Here is a 16,611-nt window from a genome sequence, read left to right on the forward strand (position 1 = left end):
TGCCATGAAACGGTTGATTTTCGAGCCCGAGCACGAGCAACTGCGGCAGACTGCCCGGCAGTACATTGAGCGCGAGGTGGCGCCGAACGCCGAGAAATGGGAGCGCGAGCGGATCGTCGACCGCTCGGCGTACCTGGCAGCCGGTAAGTACGGCCTGATCGGATTCAACATGCCCGAACAGTACGGCGGTGGGGGATCCGACGACTTCCGGTTCAATGCCGTCATCAATGAGGAACTCGCTAAATGGGGATCGGTGGCCCCGGCGCTGAGCCTGCAGAACGACGTTGTCGGCCCGTACTTCAAAACGCTGGCCACTGACGAACAAAAGGAGCGCTGGCTGCCCGGCATCATCACCGGGGAGACCATCGTTGCAATCGCCATGACCGAGCCCGGCGCGGGCAGCGACCTGGCCGGTATCAGAACCTCGGCTGTGCGCGATGGCGAGGATTGGATCATCAATGGCTCCAAGACCTTTATCTCCTCGGGCATCAACTGCGATCTTGTCGTCGTGGTGACACGCACCGACCCGGAGGCCGGACATAAGGGTTTCACCCTGCTGGTCGTTGAGCGGGGCATGGAGGGCTTCACCCGCGGACGCAAACTCGACAAGATGGGTCTGCACTCCCAGGACACCGCCGAACTGCACTTCGAGAATGTTCGCGTCCCGGCATCCAACGTGCTAGGTCAGGAGGGACGCGGGTTCTACCACTTGATGCACAACCTGCCCTCCGAACGGCTATCCATCGCCATTTCTGCGATCGCCGGGGCCCGTGAAAGCTGGCGCCGGACCTTGCAGTACGCCAAGGACCGCAAAGCCTTCGGCCAACCGATCGGAACCTTTCAGCACAACCGGTTCCTGCTCGCGGAAATGGACACCGAACTTGAGATCGGCGAGCACTACATCGACCGGTGTCTTCAAGCGGTGGTCGACGGCGAGTTGACCGCGGTGGAGGCGGCCAAGGCGAAATGGTGGTGCACGGAGCTGGCCAAGAAGGTCATCGATGGCTGCGTCCAGCTGCACGGCGGCTATGGCTACATGAACGAATACCGCGTTGCCCGCGACTATGTCGACTCTCGCATTTACACGATCTTCGGCGGCACCACTGAAATCATGAAGGACATCATCGGCCGCGATTTGGGCCTGTAGGACGAGGCCGTGCACGGTATTTCGTGTTACCGAGACCAGAGCGTTCTGCGCATTGTGTTAGACCGGCCGGACAAGCTCAACGCACTCAATACACCGATGCTGGAGGAGCTGAAGGCACGTGTCGGTGACGCCCGCGACGATTCGGTGCGTGTCGTGGTGCTCACCGGAGCCGGGCGCGGGTTCTGTTCGGGCGGGGATTTGACCGGGGCCGACACCGACGGCGCTGTTGTTGTTGCCAACGAGGTGGTGCAGGCCATCGCTGCGCTTCCCAAACCGGTCGTAGCGGGCGTCCACGGAGCCGCGGTCGGCCTCGGCTGCCCGCTGGCGTTGGCGTGTGACCTGGTCGTCGCTGCCCGGTCGGCATTCTTCCAGCTGGCCTTCACCAAGGTCGGGCTGATGCCCGACGGCGGAGCGTGCGCCCTCGTCCCGGCGGCCATCGGCCGGGCACGCGCGGCACGGATGGCCATGCTGGCCGAAAAGATCGCAGCGCCAACAGCCTTCGAGTGGGGCATGATCTCGCATGTGGTCGACGACGTGAACTACGAGACCGAGTTGGCGGCGGTCGTGCAGAAGCTGGCGAGTGGGCCGACGATGGCATACCGCTGGCTCAAGCAGGCGTTAAGCGAAGCGACGCTTTCGGCGCTTCCAGGAGTGGGCCAGCTTGAAGTCGAGGGCCAGACGGCGTTGACCCGCACTGCCGACTTCCTCGAGGGCGTGCGGGCGTTCGTCAAGCGGCGCAGCCCCGAGTTCCAGGGACGCTAGCATGAGGTCCGGCATCGGCGGTATCTACTGCCTCGCCTGGCACCGCTCGACGAGGATGCGTGCCAACGCGTGAGGATCACTGATCATCACGTCGTGGCATGCCGGGATGGTAATCACCTTGTGGACCCCGCCGAGCGCGGCGATGCTGCTGCGCTGTGACCGGACTGACAGCGCCCGGTCGCGGGTCGTCATTATCCACGTTCTGGGCACCTCGTCGGGCAGGCCGCTGCGATCGACGGGTTCGGCTGGAATGCTGACCGATTCGGTGTAGAGCCGCGACAGCGTGAACCGTCGCTGCTCGCGTGTCATTCCGTTGCAAAAAGCAAACCTTGCCGCGACCGTCGGGACCTTCGTCGGTTTGCCCTTGGCGGCACCGCGGCGAGCGAACCAGGCCAACGGGCCGGCGAGTGTATCCACGATGGCCGAGCCCTGCGGCGGAACGAACGCGGTGACCAGGATCATTTCGCGCACTCGTGGTGAACCAAGCTTGGCTACCACACCCGGCACCGTCACCCCGGCCATCGAATGACCGACAATGACGATGTCCCCAAGCCGGGCCTCCTCGATATCGGCGATGACCGAATCCACCCACTCGGCGATGGTGGCAGTGGCCAGGTTCCCCGGCTTGGCCCCATGACCCGGCAGATCCACCGCCAGGATGCGCAATTCCGGCGAAAGCCGTCGTAGCTCGGCGACTGTCAGGTCCCAGCAGTCGGCGGCGTGTTCGCCGCCATGGACCAAGACCAGATCCGGTAGCGACATGGTAGTAGTAAGCTCCCCAAACTTTCCGATCGCAGATCGTGGTGATTCCTGGACATCAGGTTAAAGGATAACTAAGTTAAATATCTGTAGATTTATCGTTTTTCGAATGGCAAGGGACCCTGGTTGAGCAGCTTGGCAGCAGGACAGCTCGCGCCTCCGGCCACCATGCAACCTAGCGGGGTCTGGTTCTTCAACTGGGTGATCCCCATCGTCGGAAGTGTCTTTATCGTGCTGGCGATCGCCGATGCGATTCGTCGGCGCCGGCTGACGTGGGGGTTCCTGTTCTTGTTTAACAGCATGGCGGTCTACTGGATGGAAACCGTCGGTGACTGGGGCCAGATGCTGTTCTACAGCCCGGCGTTCGCCCGGCACCATTTGCTGGACTGGCTGCCGCTCAAGACGCCGAACGATCCGCTGTTCATGCCGTTCGCGTACGCGGTGTACTGGGGGGTGCACGCCATCCTGGTGCTCTGGCTCAGTCAATGGGTGTCGTCGCGGCTGGGGTGGAGCATGCTCACATCGATGCTTGTGCTCGCCGTACCGGTTAACTACGCGTGGGACTTCCTCACCGAGGGCACTGCCACGGCCATGGGTTGGTGGACTTACGATCCCGGGTTGGGGCCATTAATCGAATGGCACAACGGTGGGCGCATCACCCTGCTGTGGACCATCGGCTTGATGTGCACTTGGCCCAACCTGATCGCATATTGGGCGGGCAAACCGCCGATACGCGGGCTAAACCATTTGGAGCGCTTCTGCCGCCTGGACCGATTCACGGTGCCGAAGGGAACCGCTAGCCGAGTCGGGATGTCCATATCCGAGACCGGTGGTGTGGCTGTTGCCACCAGGCCCGCCCGGATGACCAAGCAGCAGGAATTCGACAATTACCTCAACTACGATGTGGTGATACCCCGCTGGCGATTTGAATTGCTGAGGCTGGGTGCTTGGTTCATCGGCTTTCAGGTTAGTTTTTTTGTATTCCTCCTTGTCCCGCTGGTTGCGTTGCGCGCATTGACCGGCGCCGAGAGCCCCTACATTCCGTGAGCCGAAAGGACGTCACCATGCAAGGTAGCCAGGACTACAAGCGGGCAAGCATGAAAGACATGCCGGTGGAATTTTTCCTTCCGCCAGCAACGAACGCGGCCCTGTGGGCAGAAACCGCCAAGCTGGTGGTGGGATGTATGGCCTTCATTCTGATGCTCGCCAGCATTGTCACATTTACCCAGGGCATTGTCATCAAGGTGTGATGGCAAGGGCGCAACCGCGAAGTGGATTCACGGTGATTCTTGTTGGCTTCGTGATGCATCCGACGCCTTCGCAGATGACAACCAGGTCGAGAGTATGGAGTTGATGTCATTCGACTACAGACCGCTGCGCGACAAATGGTATCGCGAAGGCTGGTTTTCTGATCGGACGTGTATCGACGCCTTTATTGCGGGATCCGCTGAATTTGGTTCCACTCCGGTTGTTTTCGTTGCTGGCTCAGCAGTCCAGACGCTTGCGGTGGAGGAAATCCACAACCGTGCCCGCGCATTGGCAGCGGCGCTTCAACGGCTCGGCGTGTGCGCTTGCGACGTGGTGGCGGTACAGCTACCGAATTGCGTCGAGTGCGCAGTGGCATTTCAGGCGGTGCTGTTGTGCGGCGCAGTGCTGGTGCCGATCGTCCACATTTATGGTGCATCGGAGGTCGGCTGCATACTCGCCGAATCGGGCGCCAAGGTGCTCATCATGCCGTCACGCGCTGGATCGCTTACTTATACCGAGCGAATACCGAAGCTTTCGCACATTGACACGCTGCGGGACATAATCGTCACCGGGGAGGAGCCAGGCGACGGATACCTGGCATGGTCGCAATTGGATGCTGACGCCGAGTCCTACCAGCGTCTACGTGTGTTGGCAGACGATGTCTGCCTGCTCGCATACACCTCTGGAACCACCTCGGTGCCGAAGGGTGCGCAACACACCCATAACACGGTGCTGGCTGAGCTGCGGACCATGCCTGCTCTGATCGCCGGCGCGCCCGAGGACGTGTCGCTGGTGACATTTCCTCCCGGGCACATCGCCGGCCTGGTCAGCATGCTGCGCCCGATGATCGCAGGCGGCAGAACAGTTTTCATGGATCGCTGGGATCCGCGCCGCGCTGTTGAGATCATGCACGCATTCGGAGTGACATCAACGGCCGGTGCGCCGGTTCATCTGCAAGGGATCCTTGACCTGGAAGACGCCGTTGGCAAGTTGGCCTCGCTGCGCGAATTTCTTGTCGGGGCTGCGCCGGTCAGCGAGGAACTTGGCAAGCTCGCCTCAGCAGCCGGGATTGCAACCTTCCGATCGTATGGCGCCACAGAGCATCCCACGGTCACTGGCGAACACGCCCGCGAAGCGGAATGGGCACGATTGGGCACCGATGGCAAGCCGATGCCCGGTTCGGCGGTACGCATCCTGGGCCCCGATGGCTTTGACGTGCCGGCCGGCGTGGATGGCGAGGTGATCGTACAGGGTCCGGATCAGTTCATCGGCTATCGCGACCCGGCGGCGAATACCGCCGCGTTCACCGCCGACGGTTGGTTCCGCACAGGCGACCTCGGCCACCTCGACGACGCTGGGAGGCTGACGATCACCGATCGCATCAAGGACGTGATCATCAGAGGTGGTGAGACGATTTCATCTGCTCAGGTTGAGGATGTATTGAACGCCCATCCGGCGGTCTCCGAAAGCGCGGCAGTGGCCGCCCCTGATGGGCGCTTCGGCGAAGTTGTGGCAGCGGTGGTAGTGCTCAAACCCGGTGCCGCGCTTGACCTTGACGCGCTACGTGCCCATTTTGCGGCGTCGGGCCTGGCAAAGCAGAAAACGCCGGAGCGGCTAGTCGTTGTCAACGAGCTGCCGCGGACATCGCTGGGCAAGGTATGCAAGGAGGAACTGCGAAAGGAACACTTCCGGTGATCGTCAAGGACAAGGTCTTCGTCGTCACCGGCGCCGGTGACGGCATCGGGCGCGACGTGGCGCTGACACTGGTCCATAAAGGGGCACGCGTAGCCGCTGTCGATATCAGCGAAAGCGGTTTGCGGGAAACGGCCGCGCGTGTCGGCGGCTGCGAGCGGTTATCGACTCACACCATCGATGTCGTCGACCGTTCGGCGGTCTCGGCGCTGCCGGATGTGGTCGCCCAGACGCATGGCGCGGTGGACGGCGTCGTCAGCGTCGCCGGCATCATCCACAAGTTCGCGCGATTCGATGACTTGGCGTTCAGCGACATCGAACGGGTCATCAACGTGAATTTCTACGGTGTGCTGAACGTGACAAAGGCGTTCCTCCCGGTGTTGCTGAAGCGGCCGGAAGCTAATATCACCGCGGTGTCAAGCATGGGTTCGTTCGTTTCCGTGCCGGGGCAGACGGTATACGGCGCTTCGAAGGCTGCGGTAAAAGCACTGATGGAGGGGCTTGACTCTGAACTACGTGACACCGATGTTCGGGTCAGCGTGGTGTTCCCGGGTGCGATCGCGACCAATATCGCAGTGAACTCCGGTGCGTTGACGCCGGAGGCAAGTGCTGCACGAGCACAGTCGATGCGGATGACGCCGTCTGCCGTCGCCGCCACCAAGATCGTTCGGGGCATCGAGAAAGGGTCGCGGCATATCCGCGTCGGGTGGGATTCGATCATGTTGGACAAGCTGTCTCGGCTTGCGCCGGCGCAAACTGCGCGGCTCGTCCACTCGCGGATGCGGGACCTGCTGTCGAATAGCTGACTTTGAAGTGACGCTGCGACGCGGCTGGGCAGCAGAGCTCGTTAGGCGACGCACCACAGTGCGGCAATCGGCGGTTGTTAGCAGGCCACCTTGACCACAAACGCGCCCGTCGTCCTGACGCTGGGGTCATTCTGCCGGAAACCCTCGGCGGTGCCGCGGATGATGTAGGTCGACCCCCTCGTGGTCACGTGTGCCTGGCCCTGGAGACCTTCCACATAGCTGCCGGTAAACCCGCCGAGTCCGTGGATGCTGACCGACTTGGCGTTAAGGGCATCTTTATTCGACATGAGCGCATCAACACCTGCAGCCGCGTCGCCCGTGGCGATCGTGGTTAACGATTCGATCGGTGTGCAACGCACCGTGTGCGTCTCGGGCATGTCTTTGTTGTCAATCGTTACCTGCGCTGTTCCCGGCGGCAAGGATCCCGGCTGCGCCGGCGGCGACGACGAGCATGCGCCGATGGCAAGGACGGTCACGCCGAGTGCCGACGCGGCAACAAATCGGTTCCACACAAGCCCACCTCGTTCATTGGGGCATCTGGTCTGTCCTGGACTGCAACAATGTAACCCGGGCCGGCCGGCCTTGGTGGCGAGTCGGTAATTTCGCGTCATACCCGGTTATTCACACCGGGAGCGTCGCGGCAGGAGACCAACGCGCCCGTCTGGAAATCTCGTCGGCGATCACACGATAAGCAAAATGTGATCCAGGTCTCGACAGGCGCCCGCCGCACTGATACGGTGATGGTCATCGATCTCATTTATGAGATTACAGCCAAAAATATCTCAGCTGGAGGGTGTCGTGACGACGGTGGTGAACCGCGCCGGGCAGTACCCGGTGCTGAATTTCGACTACACCGCAATCAAGCCCGCAGGAACGTGGCTGAAGACGTATGACGAGCTTCGGGCTCGGTTTCCCTGGTATCGCAACGACTTTGGGCCAGGTTTTTGGACCGTCGTCAACTATGCGGGGATCTTGCGGATCATGCAGGATCCGGAGACCTTCTCCAACAGCGTCGTTACCGCGCTGGATCCGAATCCGCCGTACAAGTGGATCCCCGAAATGCTCGACGGCGAGGAGCACAAACAGTGGCGCCGCCAGCTGGGGCCACTGTTCGCTCCGGGGGCGGTCGATCGCCTGGAGGGCACGGTACGTCGGCGCGCGATCGAGCTGATCGACGGCCTTGCCGACAGGGGATCGTGTGATTTCATGGCCGATTTCGCGCAGCGTTTCCCAACCACGATCTTCTTGGAGTTGATGGGGCTGCCTGTCGATGAGCTGGACCAGTTCTTGGAATGGGAACACGCCATCCTGCACACCGACCTGGGGCAGGAGTCCGGGCAGCAGCAGCAAATTGCCGCAATGATGGCGGTGATGGGTCGGTTCTCGACGATCATCGCTGAACGCCGGGAGCAGCCCCGCGACGACATCGTCAGCAAGGCTATTGCCTACCAGATCGACGGTAAGCCGGTCTCGGATGCCGACCTGCTCTCGTTCTGTCTGCTGATGTTCATGGCCGGTCTCGACACGGTGTCGGTCACGTTGGGCTGGATCTTTTTGCACCTGGCCCGCAACGACAGCGATCGCATACGGATTGTCGAAGATCCCCGTATCATCCCGAGTGCAGTTGAGGAGTTCTTGCGCGCGTACGCAATAGTCATACCCGCGCGAAAGGTGATGAAAGACATCGAGTTGCAGGGTTGCCCAATGAAAGCCGGTGACATGGTCAACATCCCGTTGAATGCCGCTACTCGGGACGACGCGGCGTTCCCGAACGCCACCACCGTCGATATCACTCGGAAACCTAACAACCACATCGCTTTTGGTGCTGGGCCACACCGCTGTCTGGGTTCCCACCTGGCCCGCCGCGAGCTCAGGATCGCGCTCGAAGAGTGGCACAAACGGATACCGCACTATCGAGTCGCCCCAAATGCGCAGCTTTTCGAAAGCGGTGGCCAACTTGGACTCGACGCGTTGCCCTTGGTGTGGGATTCCTGATGGACCGGCCGCTTGCCGGAGTCCGCGTCCTCGAAGTCGCCCAGTTCACGTTTGTCCCGGCGGCCGGGGCAGTGCTGGCCGACTGGGGCGCCGACGTGATCAAGATCGAGAACCCGGTCACCGGCGACGCCCAACGCGGGCTGATCACCGTGCTAGGTCGCGCGGCCAGTGTGCCGGGATCGTCGTTCGCGCCGATCATGGAGGCGCCCAACCGTGGGAAGCGCAGCGTAGGACTAGGGCTTGCCGTCGCCGAAGCACGCCCCGTCCTTGAAGAGCTGATCCGGCGCAGCGACGTTTTCCTCACAAATTATCTGCCGACCGCACGGGCTAAGCTGCACATCGATGTCGACGACGTGCGTCATATCAACCCCGACATCATCTATGTGGTGGGCAGCGGGTTCGGCACCCAAGGACCGGACCGGGACACTGGCGCCTATGATGCCACTGCTTTCTGGGCCCGTGGCGGCAGCGCTGACGGTGTCACCCCATGCGACGCCAAACGCGCCGCGTTTATGCCAGCCGGCGCTTATGGGGACAACATCGGCGGACTGGCCATCGCGGGCGGGGTGGCTGCAGCACTGTATGGCAGAAGCGTCACCGGTCAGCCGGCGGTGCTTGACGTGTCGCTGCTGGCCGTGGGGGCCTGGGCCACCCAATTCAGCGTGAACATGGCGCTTCTGACGGGAGGCCCGCTGCCGAAGATGGACACCAAAACGCAAGCGCCGTACAACCCGCTGACCGGCAATTACCGCACCCGCGACGGCCGGTTCATCCAGCTGTCGATGCTGCAACCGACACGGTACTGGCCTGAGTTCTGCCGGCTGATGGGATGCGATGGCTACGCCGACGACCCGCGATTCGCCACCCTGGCGTCATTGGCCGAGAACGCCGACGCAGCTTTCGAAATAGTCGAGGACGCGATTGCCAGCCGCACGTTCGCCGAGTGTGTGCGCCTGCTCAAAGAGTGCAGTGGGCCGTGGGCACCGGTGCAAGACGGTTGGGAGGTCGGCAACGACGAATCGCTGATTGCCAATGGCCGCATCGCCGAGATCGTTGACGCCGACGGGCACCCGCAAAAGTTGGTGGTCAACCCGGTAAAGTTCGACGAGGCTGCACCGTCCCTGGTACGGGCGCCGCAGTTCGCCGAGCACACCGATGAAGTACTGCGGGAACTCGGGTTCGACGACCAGCAGCTTGTCGAGTTGAAGGTCGCCGGGGCGATCACATGACCGGCGCGAGCGCGATCAACGGTGACGAGGGCACCGTCCGATCCCGTTTGATTCGCGCAGCAGACGCCGAAATCACCGATCATGGCGTCAATGAAGTGCGGATGGAGGCAATTGCGCGGCGGGCCGGGGTCTCGCGGGCTACCGCGTTCAGGCAACTCGGCAACCTATCCGAAGTCCTTGTCCAGGTTGCGCTACTGCGATCACAGCGGCACATAGCGGCTGTCGACGAACTGATGAAGTGCAAGACCGGGGCATTCGCAAAAGTGGAGGCGGCGCTGATCTACACCGCACGTGAGCTCCCCAAAGATCCCTCCATCACCACTTTGATCGCCCAGCATTCGGCGTCCGTCCACGACCCCCGCGTGCACGCAGCTGCAGTCGGAGTGATGGGTCCTGTGCTCCGGGAAGGTCAGCGCAACGGCGAAATACGCTCCGATGTCAGCCTGGACGAACTTGTCGACTTCCTCGTGGAGCAAACCTACCTGGCCGCCGAAGAGATCGACCGCTCGGAAGAAGCTGTGCGCAAGCGCTTCCGGTACTTTGTTGCGCCGGCCCTGGAGGCGCGCGACGTGAGTAGAGGTGAGCTCCTCTCACGCACACACGAAGTCGAAGAGGCGATCTCCTGTGCCGCTGAGGCGCTGCAGAACTTGGCCAACCTTTTATCTCGGCGCTGCTAGCGGTGCTGCCGTTCGCCCAACAGTGAGCGACGCAAAATCAGCAACATCAATCCAGCAGTGTCATAATCGGTTTCGGTCCGATGTTGAGACACAGAGCGTTCTGCCATCCTTCCCAGAACGGCGATGAAGACTGCCGCGCCTACTTGTGGATCCATCCCCGGCGGAAGTTGCGCCCGGCGCAGCAGCGCAGTCGCAGCCAGTTGGAACGGCGCGATTCCCCGGCCGACCGCCTGCGCCAACCGTTCGCCCAGTGTGCCGTCATACCAAGCCCGGATCACGCCGCCGTAGCTGCGGTGAAACCGCACATACCGAGCCAACCACGCGTGCAGATCGTCGCAAACAGGGGAGGCATCTGCCAGCCGATACAGCTCGGCGGCCAAGTGCTTGCCCTCGACCACCGCCCGACCGGTGAGTTCGTCGAGGATCGTCGTCTTGTTGCTGAAGTGGCGATACAGCGTGGCACGACTGACATTGGCAGCCGAAGCGATCTCTTCCATGGCGACCGAGTAATACCCCCGCTCCAGAAACAGCGACGAAGCGGCTGCCAGGATGTCCTCCCGAATCGGCGAAACGCCGATTATTTGGGCGTCTTCAGGTGGTGTATTTATGAGCCCGCCCGGCAAAGTGCCTTCGGATGGGGTGACCGTTCCAGGTGTCAGCACGGCTTCGATCACGGACACGGGCGTCTGCGGGAAGAGCAGTAATTGCATGGCGATCGACAACGACTCGGAAGTTGTTTTCTCGGATCGCAACCCGAACATGCCACGAAACCGGTAAAGGTTGACCATATGTGAGATCCGCAACAGCGCAGCGGTGGCATCCTCCGGGTCAATTCCGCTTACCCCCGCTGTACGAAGTCGTTCGGTGACCAGCCGTGCGTACTGGTCGGAGACAGCACCGGCATCGGTTTGCGGCAGACCCGCGATGGTGCCGATGCCGGGAAACTCGAGAAAGACCATTGCATAGCGGTCGTAAAGCCTCGCCCAATCCCGCAGCCATCGATGCAGGTTTCGCATGCCCTCGATGTCGGGGCCGAGGCGGCCCAGCTGCTTGCCGTGTTCGAGCACTGCTGGCTCGCATTTGCTTGCCAGCTCGGCAAATATCGCCTCTTTGCTTTCGAAGTATTGGTAGACGGTTGCCCGCGATCCGCCAACGGCCTTGGCAATCGCATCTATCGACGTGCCGTGAAACCCTTTGGCAACAAAAAGTTTTGCTGCGGAGTCGATAATCCGACCGCGGGTGTAGCGGCCTCGCCGACCCAAGCTGGTGTTGGCGGGTGCATAGCCAGGTCGCCGCAGTTTCTCGGATGGACCCATCAGTCGCTCGGTGGCCCGCCGTGGTTGCGCTTCGCCTTGCCCGGGTACCCGAAGAATCTCTCGAAGTTCGCGTCGTTGATCGGTTGGGCGGAGTTACGTTCTGCTGCCGCGCGGAGGGCCGCTAACCGAGCCTTCATTTTATCCAGCTCGGCACGGGAACCGGAGCGCAACAGTTCGGCTTCGGCCGCTTCGGCCGCCGCGATCTCTATACGTAGACGCTCGCCGGCTTCGCCAAAGGTCAACAGGTCATGGTCGTCCTCGTTGACCTTTTCGCGCGGGGAGGGTGGCCGATGGTGGGTCGCGGACATGACCTTCCTCTTGACTCTAGACATTTGTGATCCATACCATATACTTACGAGACATCACGTCAGAAATCAAGACGGATCGTCAGAAACCGCTGATCGGGAGAATGCGATGCCATTGCAGGACCACCACCAGATCGTTTCGGTCGACGACCACCTGGTCGAACACCCGCGTGTGTGGCAGGACCGGCTGCCAGACAAGTTCCGCGAGCAGGGTCCGCGCATCATCGAGAAGGACGGCATGCACCTCTGGAGCTATGACGGCCAGATTTTTCCGACGATCGGGCTCAACGCCGTAGCTGGCAAGCCGCCGGAGGAGTGGGGTTTGGACCCCGTCCGCTATGAGGATATGATCCCTGGCTGCTACGACCCGGTTGCGCGAATCGCCGACATGGATCTCGACGGTGTACAAGCCGCACTGTGCTTTCCTTCGTTTCCGGGCTTCGCCGGCGGCACTTTTATCCGTGCGCAGGACAAGGAGCTGGCCCTGCTGTGCGTCAAGGCGTGGAACGACTTCTATATCGATGAGTGGTGCGCCACCGCACCGGAGCGTTATGTGCCATTGGCCATTCTGCCTGTGTGGGACATCGACGCGACTATCGCCGAGGCTGAACGGGTCGCGGCAAAAGGGGCACGCACGGTGTCCTTCCCGGACAGCCCGGTGCCGCTGGGTCTGCCCTCCTTCCACAGCGACCACTGGGACCGGTTATGGCAGGTCTGTTCCGATGCCCAGATGCCGGTGTCGCTGCACTTCGGCTCGGGTTCTTTCGTGCCCGGCTTTTCCTTCTCCACGGTGAAGCCCGTTCCCGGGCAGCTGACGGTGCCCGACGCACCCTTCGCGGTAGCCACCACCCTGTTCGCGACCAACCTGATGTGGACCACCGTCGATTTGCTGTTCTCCGGCAAGCTGCAGCGGTTCCCAAATCTGCAGATCTCGCTAGCTGAGGGCGGAATCGGCTGGGTGCCATACATCTTGGAGCGATCTGACTACGTGTGGGAGCGGCATCGCTACTACCAGGACATCGACTTCGACACCCGTCCTTCGGATTTATTCCGCCAGCACTTCTGGGGTTGCTTCATCGACGACGAGCACGGCCTATCCAACCGGCATGCGATCGGCATCGACCGCATCACATTGGAAATCGACTTCCCACATTCGGACTCCAACTGGCCGAACTCCCGCAAACGCGCCGCCGAAGTTCTGGCCGATGTACCCGACGACGAGTGCTCGCTGATTGTTGAGGAAAACGCCCGCAGAATGCTGAACTTCCCTCGAATTACGGCCGACCAGCTGGCTCCGACCGGATGAGGGTGTCGTCGCAGCGCCGCTGCGGTGATGCCGTCTTTCTGAGCCCAGCCACCGGACCAATGACGCGGCAGAGTCGTCCGAGTCCCGCGGCAAACCGTGGCGGTCTCATTTGAGCGCGGCTGGCAGCGCAGCAAATTCCTCACGAATAACGTCGTCGACTGCCCGATTCGGTGTGGCCAGCCAACGGCTGATGGCTCGCTCTAGAAGCAAGACTCCGACTGCCGCAAGCAACCGGCATTCGTCGTCGGGCTTGGTCAGGTGTCTGCGCCGAGCGATCACTTTTGCCACGGTATCGGCATTAGCCTCGTGAATTTGCCGCTCGCGTCCCAGCAACACTGGCGATGACTCGACCGCCTCGCGATATTGCCCGATCCTCTTGCGGATTCGCTTCAGCGACGGCGCCAGCAGCGCGAAAGAATTAGCCATCGCTTCAAAATCTGAGATCGTATCCGGCTGTGCCAGGTAAACGCCGCTAAAGGCGTGGATAAAGTCGTATTCACCGAAGAACAGCACCGATTCCTTCGTGGGGAAGTAGCGGAAGAACGTGCGCGGCGAAACCCCTGCCTTCGCGGCGATCTCTTCGGTCGTGGTGTCATCGTAGCCCTTGGCGCTGAACAGGTTCAGCGCCGCGTCTACCAACGCAGATCGGGTGCGATCCGCGTGTTCGTTACGGGGCGACCGATCACCGCGCGCCATCTGCCAGCCTCCTCGGCTTCGGTGTCTGCGCCGACACTACAACCATGGGTGACAGTGGTCGTTTGGGCGTGGCCATGGCGCAAGTCGTCTGACACACGGGACTCACCCATGACAATCTACTGTCACATCTAACCAGATTCAGCCAATTACGGCTGGGTCTGCGCCTCGTGGGCGGCTCAATGTGAGTGGTCCACTTCGGCTTCACCCTCGCGCGTCAGTCCGGTGGCTAGGATCAGTTCTTCGTGTAGTTCGAACCAGACCGTGTGGTACGAGTCGATGGTCGGCCGGGTGAACCATTCGGTCTTGCCTGCGTGCACCATCTCCAGCGCCATCGACAGCTTGTCGCCATAGGCGCTCAGCCGTGGCACCTGCGCTGCGGCCGCGCCGATGATCGGCAGTACTCGCTCATGCGTGCGGTCAAGTCGGGTGAGCACTGCGGCGTCGTAGTTTGGATCGTCGTGGCTGTTGGGTTGGCCGTCGCGAATTTGCCATTCAGTGACCAGTGCCTTGAAGTCGGCGTTTACCTGACGAAAATCGTGGTAGATCTGAGAAAGTTCGGCTCGGTTGGCGACTGCATGCTCGCTGGCCAACAGCGCAGTCAAGCGCTGCCGACCGGCGGGGCTGAGCTTCAGTGTGTTGCCTGCGACAATCAACCCGGTCTCAGCCAGCCGGGCAACGGTGGAGGCGACGAGCAGGGGATCTTCGCCGACAGTCCGGGCCAGGTCAGCCGCGTGAATTCTGCCCTTGAGTCGTATGGCTTGAAGGATCTTCAATTCGGTCATGGCGCAACGTCATTTCCTCGGTATCGGCCAATCTGATGGCGGTCAGCATCGTGATTAGCGGTGTCGGGCAGACGACGTCGGTGTGGCCGGTGGCCAGCGCATCGCGTACGGCGGCCTCAGAATTGTTGGCTAGCGTAGGGTACTCACCGGCGACGTGCGCTCGTAGTGGGCTATGCAGGCGTGCGAGCTCGGTCAGCTCGGCCAGGTCGGGGGACTCGCTCTCCGACCATGCCGTCAACTCCAGAACTCCTTCGCGCACTTCGCCTTCGGAGCCGTCAATCGTGATCAGTCGGCCATTGAGAGTCTCAGCTACCCCGGCTCCGCAACCCACGACCGTCGGCCGACCGATTTCGCGGCTGACTATCGCGGCATGGCTGGTAGCGCCGCCGACCTCGGTCACGATCCCACGGCTGGCCAGCATGGCCTGCACATCGTCTGGGCTGGTCGAGGGACGGACTAGTATCACGTCCTGGCCCTGGCCAGCGGCATCCAGTGCGTCATCCACGTCGGTGTAGGCCCGACCCGATGCCACGCCGGGGCAGGCCGGCTGTCCTTTGGCCAAAAGTGCAGCAGCCAATCGGGTTTCGGGTTGGACAGATGGTAGCAGTAGGGTCTCGATGTGCGACGGTGTCACTCTGCGCAGTACCTCGGCGTCGTCGATCAATCCCTCTTGTCGCAGCTGTAGCGCCAAGCGAACCGCAGCCTGGGCTGAGCGTTTGGCAACTCTGGTCTGCAGCAGCCAGAGCCTGCCCGCTTCGACAGTGAACTCGATGTCTTGGACGTCACGATCGAGTTGTTCGAGTTTGCGGGCGGCATCCAGCAACGCTGCCCATACTTCTGGCTGCTCATCATGCAGTGCGCTGAGCGGCCTGGTATCGACGCCGCCCGACACGACGTCCTCCCCTTGACCACCCGGAAGCCACTCGCCGAACGGCTCCTTGGCGCCGGTGATCGGGTTTCGGCTGAACAGCACGCCAGTGCCGGAGTTATGCCCGCAATTGCCGAACACCATTGCCTGGATCACAACCGCGGTACCGGGTAGAGCGTCCAGGCGGTGATGGCTGCGGTAGGCAATGGCACGTGTAGAGTTCCACGACGCGAACACCGCTTCGACCGCTCGACGCAGCTGTGCGAATGGGTCGCCAGGGGCCGCCTCGCGTTCGTTGCCACCTAGCACGATGCGCCGATAGCTATTTTCAAATCGGGCGCGTACATCGCGCGCGAACTCGGGCCCGCGGGACCGCGCGAGTGCCTGTTCAACCGCATCGTTGATCCCTAGATTCAGGACAGTGTCGAGCATGCCGGGCATCGATTGCGCCGCCCCAGACCGCACACTGACGAGCAGTGGTTCGGAACCACGGCCAAACGTCCGCGATGTCTCCCGTTCCAGCCAGCGGATGTTTTGCACGACGTCATCCCAGATGCAGCCAATACCAGCTGCGGGATCAGCGAAGAACTGCTCGCAAACCTCGCGGGTGATGCAAAAGGCCGGCGGTACCGGTAACCTGAGGCTACGCATCGTGTCGATACCAAAGCCCTTGTTTCCTATGGTTTCTCGTGGCAGACACGCTGTCCCATCGAGGGCCACCACTTGGGGGTGGCCGACTCGCTGAGGGCTGGCCCTTCGTGTGCCTCTCGTCACGGTTCTCCCTGTCAGCCGCCGTGGCAACCTCGGCAATCAAGAATGGCCCTGGTGGGATAACCGCAATCCCATCCAAACGGCCCGCTTCCCACTATGACAGTTGACTGTCATAGTGTCAATTGGTGGTAGAGCCAAGGACCACAATCACTACAGTCACCGAGTATCAACCAGGAGAGCATTGACTTGTTAGCCGAAAGCACACAACAAGTCGAATCGGGTAGTACCATGGCAGTACACTGTCATGTTCTG

The 16,611-nt window shown here is 61.7% G+C and carries 17 protein-coding genes; 10 read left to right on the plus strand and 7 right to left on the minus strand.

The genetic code is table 11. The annotated features are described in order from the left end of the window. Window positions 1-4: 4 nt before the first annotated feature. On the plus strand, window positions 5-1,147 hold the full coding sequence (locus MHEC_RS03830) for an acyl-CoA dehydrogenase family protein (protein WP_048889852.1): 1,143 nt from the start codon (window positions 5-7) through the stop codon (window positions 1,145-1,147). Between the two features lie 9 nt (window positions 1,148-1,156). After that, window positions 1,157-1,909 carry an enoyl-CoA hydratase-related protein gene (locus MHEC_RS03835; protein WP_048889853.1) on the plus strand — a complete coding sequence of 251 codons (753 nt, stop codon included), beginning with the start codon at window positions 1,157-1,159 and terminating at the stop codon, window positions 1,907-1,909. A 24-nt stretch (window positions 1,910-1,933) separates the two neighbouring features. On the opposite strand, the gene MHEC_RS03840 is transcribed toward MHEC_RS03835, so the two are convergent. After that, window positions 1,934-2,671 (minus strand): alpha/beta fold hydrolase, encoded by a 738-nt coding sequence (locus MHEC_RS03840; RefSeq protein ID WP_048889854.1) that lies wholly within the window; start codon window positions 2,669-2,671, stop codon window positions 1,934-1,936. 165 nt (window positions 2,672-2,836) lie between these two features. Here MHEC_RS03840 and MHEC_RS03845 point away from each other — a divergent pair, with 165 nt between their 5' ends. The 4 genes from MHEC_RS03845 to MHEC_RS03860 all read left to right on the plus strand — a co-directional run bounded on the left by MHEC_RS03845 (window position 2,837) and on the right by MHEC_RS03860 (window position 6,414). After that, window positions 2,837-3,715 (plus strand): hypothetical protein, encoded by an 879-nt coding sequence (locus MHEC_RS03845; protein WP_160315027.1) that lies wholly within the window; start codon window positions 2,837-2,839, stop codon window positions 3,713-3,715. Then, complete coding sequence (locus MHEC_RS03850) at window positions 3,712-3,918, plus strand: DUF7156 family protein (RefSeq protein ID WP_099869288.1); 207 nt, start codon at window positions 3,712-3,714, stop codon at window positions 3,916-3,918. The genes MHEC_RS03845 and MHEC_RS03850 overlap by 4 nt, the downstream gene beginning before the upstream one ends. Window positions 3,919-4,021: 103 nt before the next feature. Then, window positions 4,022-5,611 (plus strand): AMP-binding protein, encoded by a 1,590-nt coding sequence (locus MHEC_RS03855; RefSeq protein ID WP_048889928.1) that lies wholly within the window; start codon window positions 4,022-4,024, stop codon window positions 5,609-5,611. Continuing rightward, window positions 5,608-6,414: an SDR family NAD(P)-dependent oxidoreductase gene (locus MHEC_RS03860; protein WP_048889855.1), complete on the plus strand. Its 807-nt coding sequence runs from the start codon at window positions 5,608-5,610 to the stop codon at window positions 6,412-6,414. Before MHEC_RS03855 ends, MHEC_RS03860 begins: the two co-directional genes overlap by 4 nt. A gap of 77 nt (window positions 6,415-6,491) precedes the next feature. On the opposite strand, the gene MHEC_RS03865 is transcribed toward MHEC_RS03860, so the two are convergent. Further along, on the minus strand, window positions 6,492-6,890 hold the full coding sequence (locus MHEC_RS03865; protein ID WP_235434725.1) for a lipoprotein LpqH: 399 nt from the start codon (window positions 6,888-6,890) through the stop codon (window positions 6,492-6,494). A gap of 322 nt (window positions 6,891-7,212) precedes the next feature. Between MHEC_RS03865 and MHEC_RS03870 the strand changes: the two genes are divergently transcribed. The 3 genes from MHEC_RS03870 to MHEC_RS03880 are packed head-to-tail and all read left to right on the plus strand — an operon-like array spanning window position 7,213 to window position 10,315. Next, window positions 7,213-8,409: a cytochrome P450 gene (locus MHEC_RS03870; RefSeq protein WP_071700071.1), complete on the plus strand. Its 1,197-nt coding sequence runs from the start codon at window positions 7,213-7,215 to the stop codon at window positions 8,407-8,409. Beyond that, complete coding sequence (locus tag MHEC_RS03875) at window positions 8,409-9,638, plus strand: CaiB/BaiF CoA transferase family protein (protein WP_048889856.1); 1,230 nt, start codon at window positions 8,409-8,411, stop codon at window positions 9,636-9,638. Before MHEC_RS03870 ends, MHEC_RS03875 begins: the two co-directional genes overlap by 1 nt. After that, window positions 9,635-10,315: a TetR/AcrR family transcriptional regulator gene (locus MHEC_RS03880; protein ID WP_048889857.1), complete on the plus strand. Its 681-nt coding sequence runs from the start codon at window positions 9,635-9,637 to the stop codon at window positions 10,313-10,315. Before MHEC_RS03875 ends, MHEC_RS03880 begins: the two co-directional genes overlap by 4 nt. On the opposite strand, the gene MHEC_RS24770 is transcribed toward MHEC_RS03880, so the two are convergent. Then, window positions 10,312-11,631, minus strand: a complete 1,320-nt coding sequence (locus MHEC_RS24770) for a TetR/AcrR family transcriptional regulator (RefSeq protein WP_048889858.1) — start codon at window positions 11,629-11,631, stop codon at window positions 10,312-10,314. The two genes, MHEC_RS03880 and MHEC_RS24770, sit on opposite strands and share 4 nt — an antisense overlap. Beyond that, complete coding sequence (locus MHEC_RS03890) at window positions 11,631-11,939, minus strand: hypothetical protein (protein WP_048889859.1); 309 nt, start codon at window positions 11,937-11,939, stop codon at window positions 11,631-11,633. Before MHEC_RS03890 ends, MHEC_RS24770 begins: the two co-directional genes overlap by 1 nt. A 106-nt stretch (window positions 11,940-12,045) precedes the next feature. On the opposite strand from MHEC_RS03890, the gene MHEC_RS03895 reads away from it, so the two are divergent. Then, entirely contained in the window at window positions 12,046-13,242 is a 1,197-nt protein-coding gene (locus MHEC_RS03895; protein ID WP_048889860.1) for an amidohydrolase family protein, read from the plus strand. 105 nt (window positions 13,243-13,347) lie between these two features. Here the strand turns inward: MHEC_RS03895 and MHEC_RS03900 are convergent, their stop codons facing one another. The 3 genes from MHEC_RS03900 to MHEC_RS03910 all read right to left on the minus strand — a co-directional run bounded on the left by MHEC_RS03900 (window position 13,348) and on the right by MHEC_RS03910 (window position 16,362). Beyond that, window positions 13,348-13,938: a TetR/AcrR family transcriptional regulator gene (locus tag MHEC_RS03900; protein WP_048889861.1), complete on the minus strand. Its 591-nt coding sequence runs from the start codon at window positions 13,936-13,938 to the stop codon at window positions 13,348-13,350. Window positions 13,939-14,114: 176 nt separating this feature from the next. After that, window positions 14,115-14,720, minus strand: coding sequence for a winged helix-turn-helix domain-containing protein (locus tag MHEC_RS03905; RefSeq protein WP_048889862.1), 606 nt, complete (start codon window positions 14,718-14,720; stop codon window positions 14,115-14,117). After that, complete coding sequence (locus MHEC_RS03910; protein WP_264016578.1) at window positions 14,662-16,362, minus strand: pyruvate, phosphate dikinase; 1,701 nt, start codon at window positions 16,360-16,362, stop codon at window positions 14,662-14,664. The genes MHEC_RS03905 and MHEC_RS03910 overlap by 59 nt, the downstream gene beginning before the upstream one ends. Window positions 16,363-16,611: the final 249 nt, after the last annotated feature.

Origin of the sequence: Mycobacterium heckeshornense, from assembly GCF_016592155.1 — a bacterium.
Classification (GTDB): Bacteria; Actinomycetota; Actinomycetes; order Mycobacteriales; family Mycobacteriaceae; genus Mycobacterium; species Mycobacterium heckeshornense.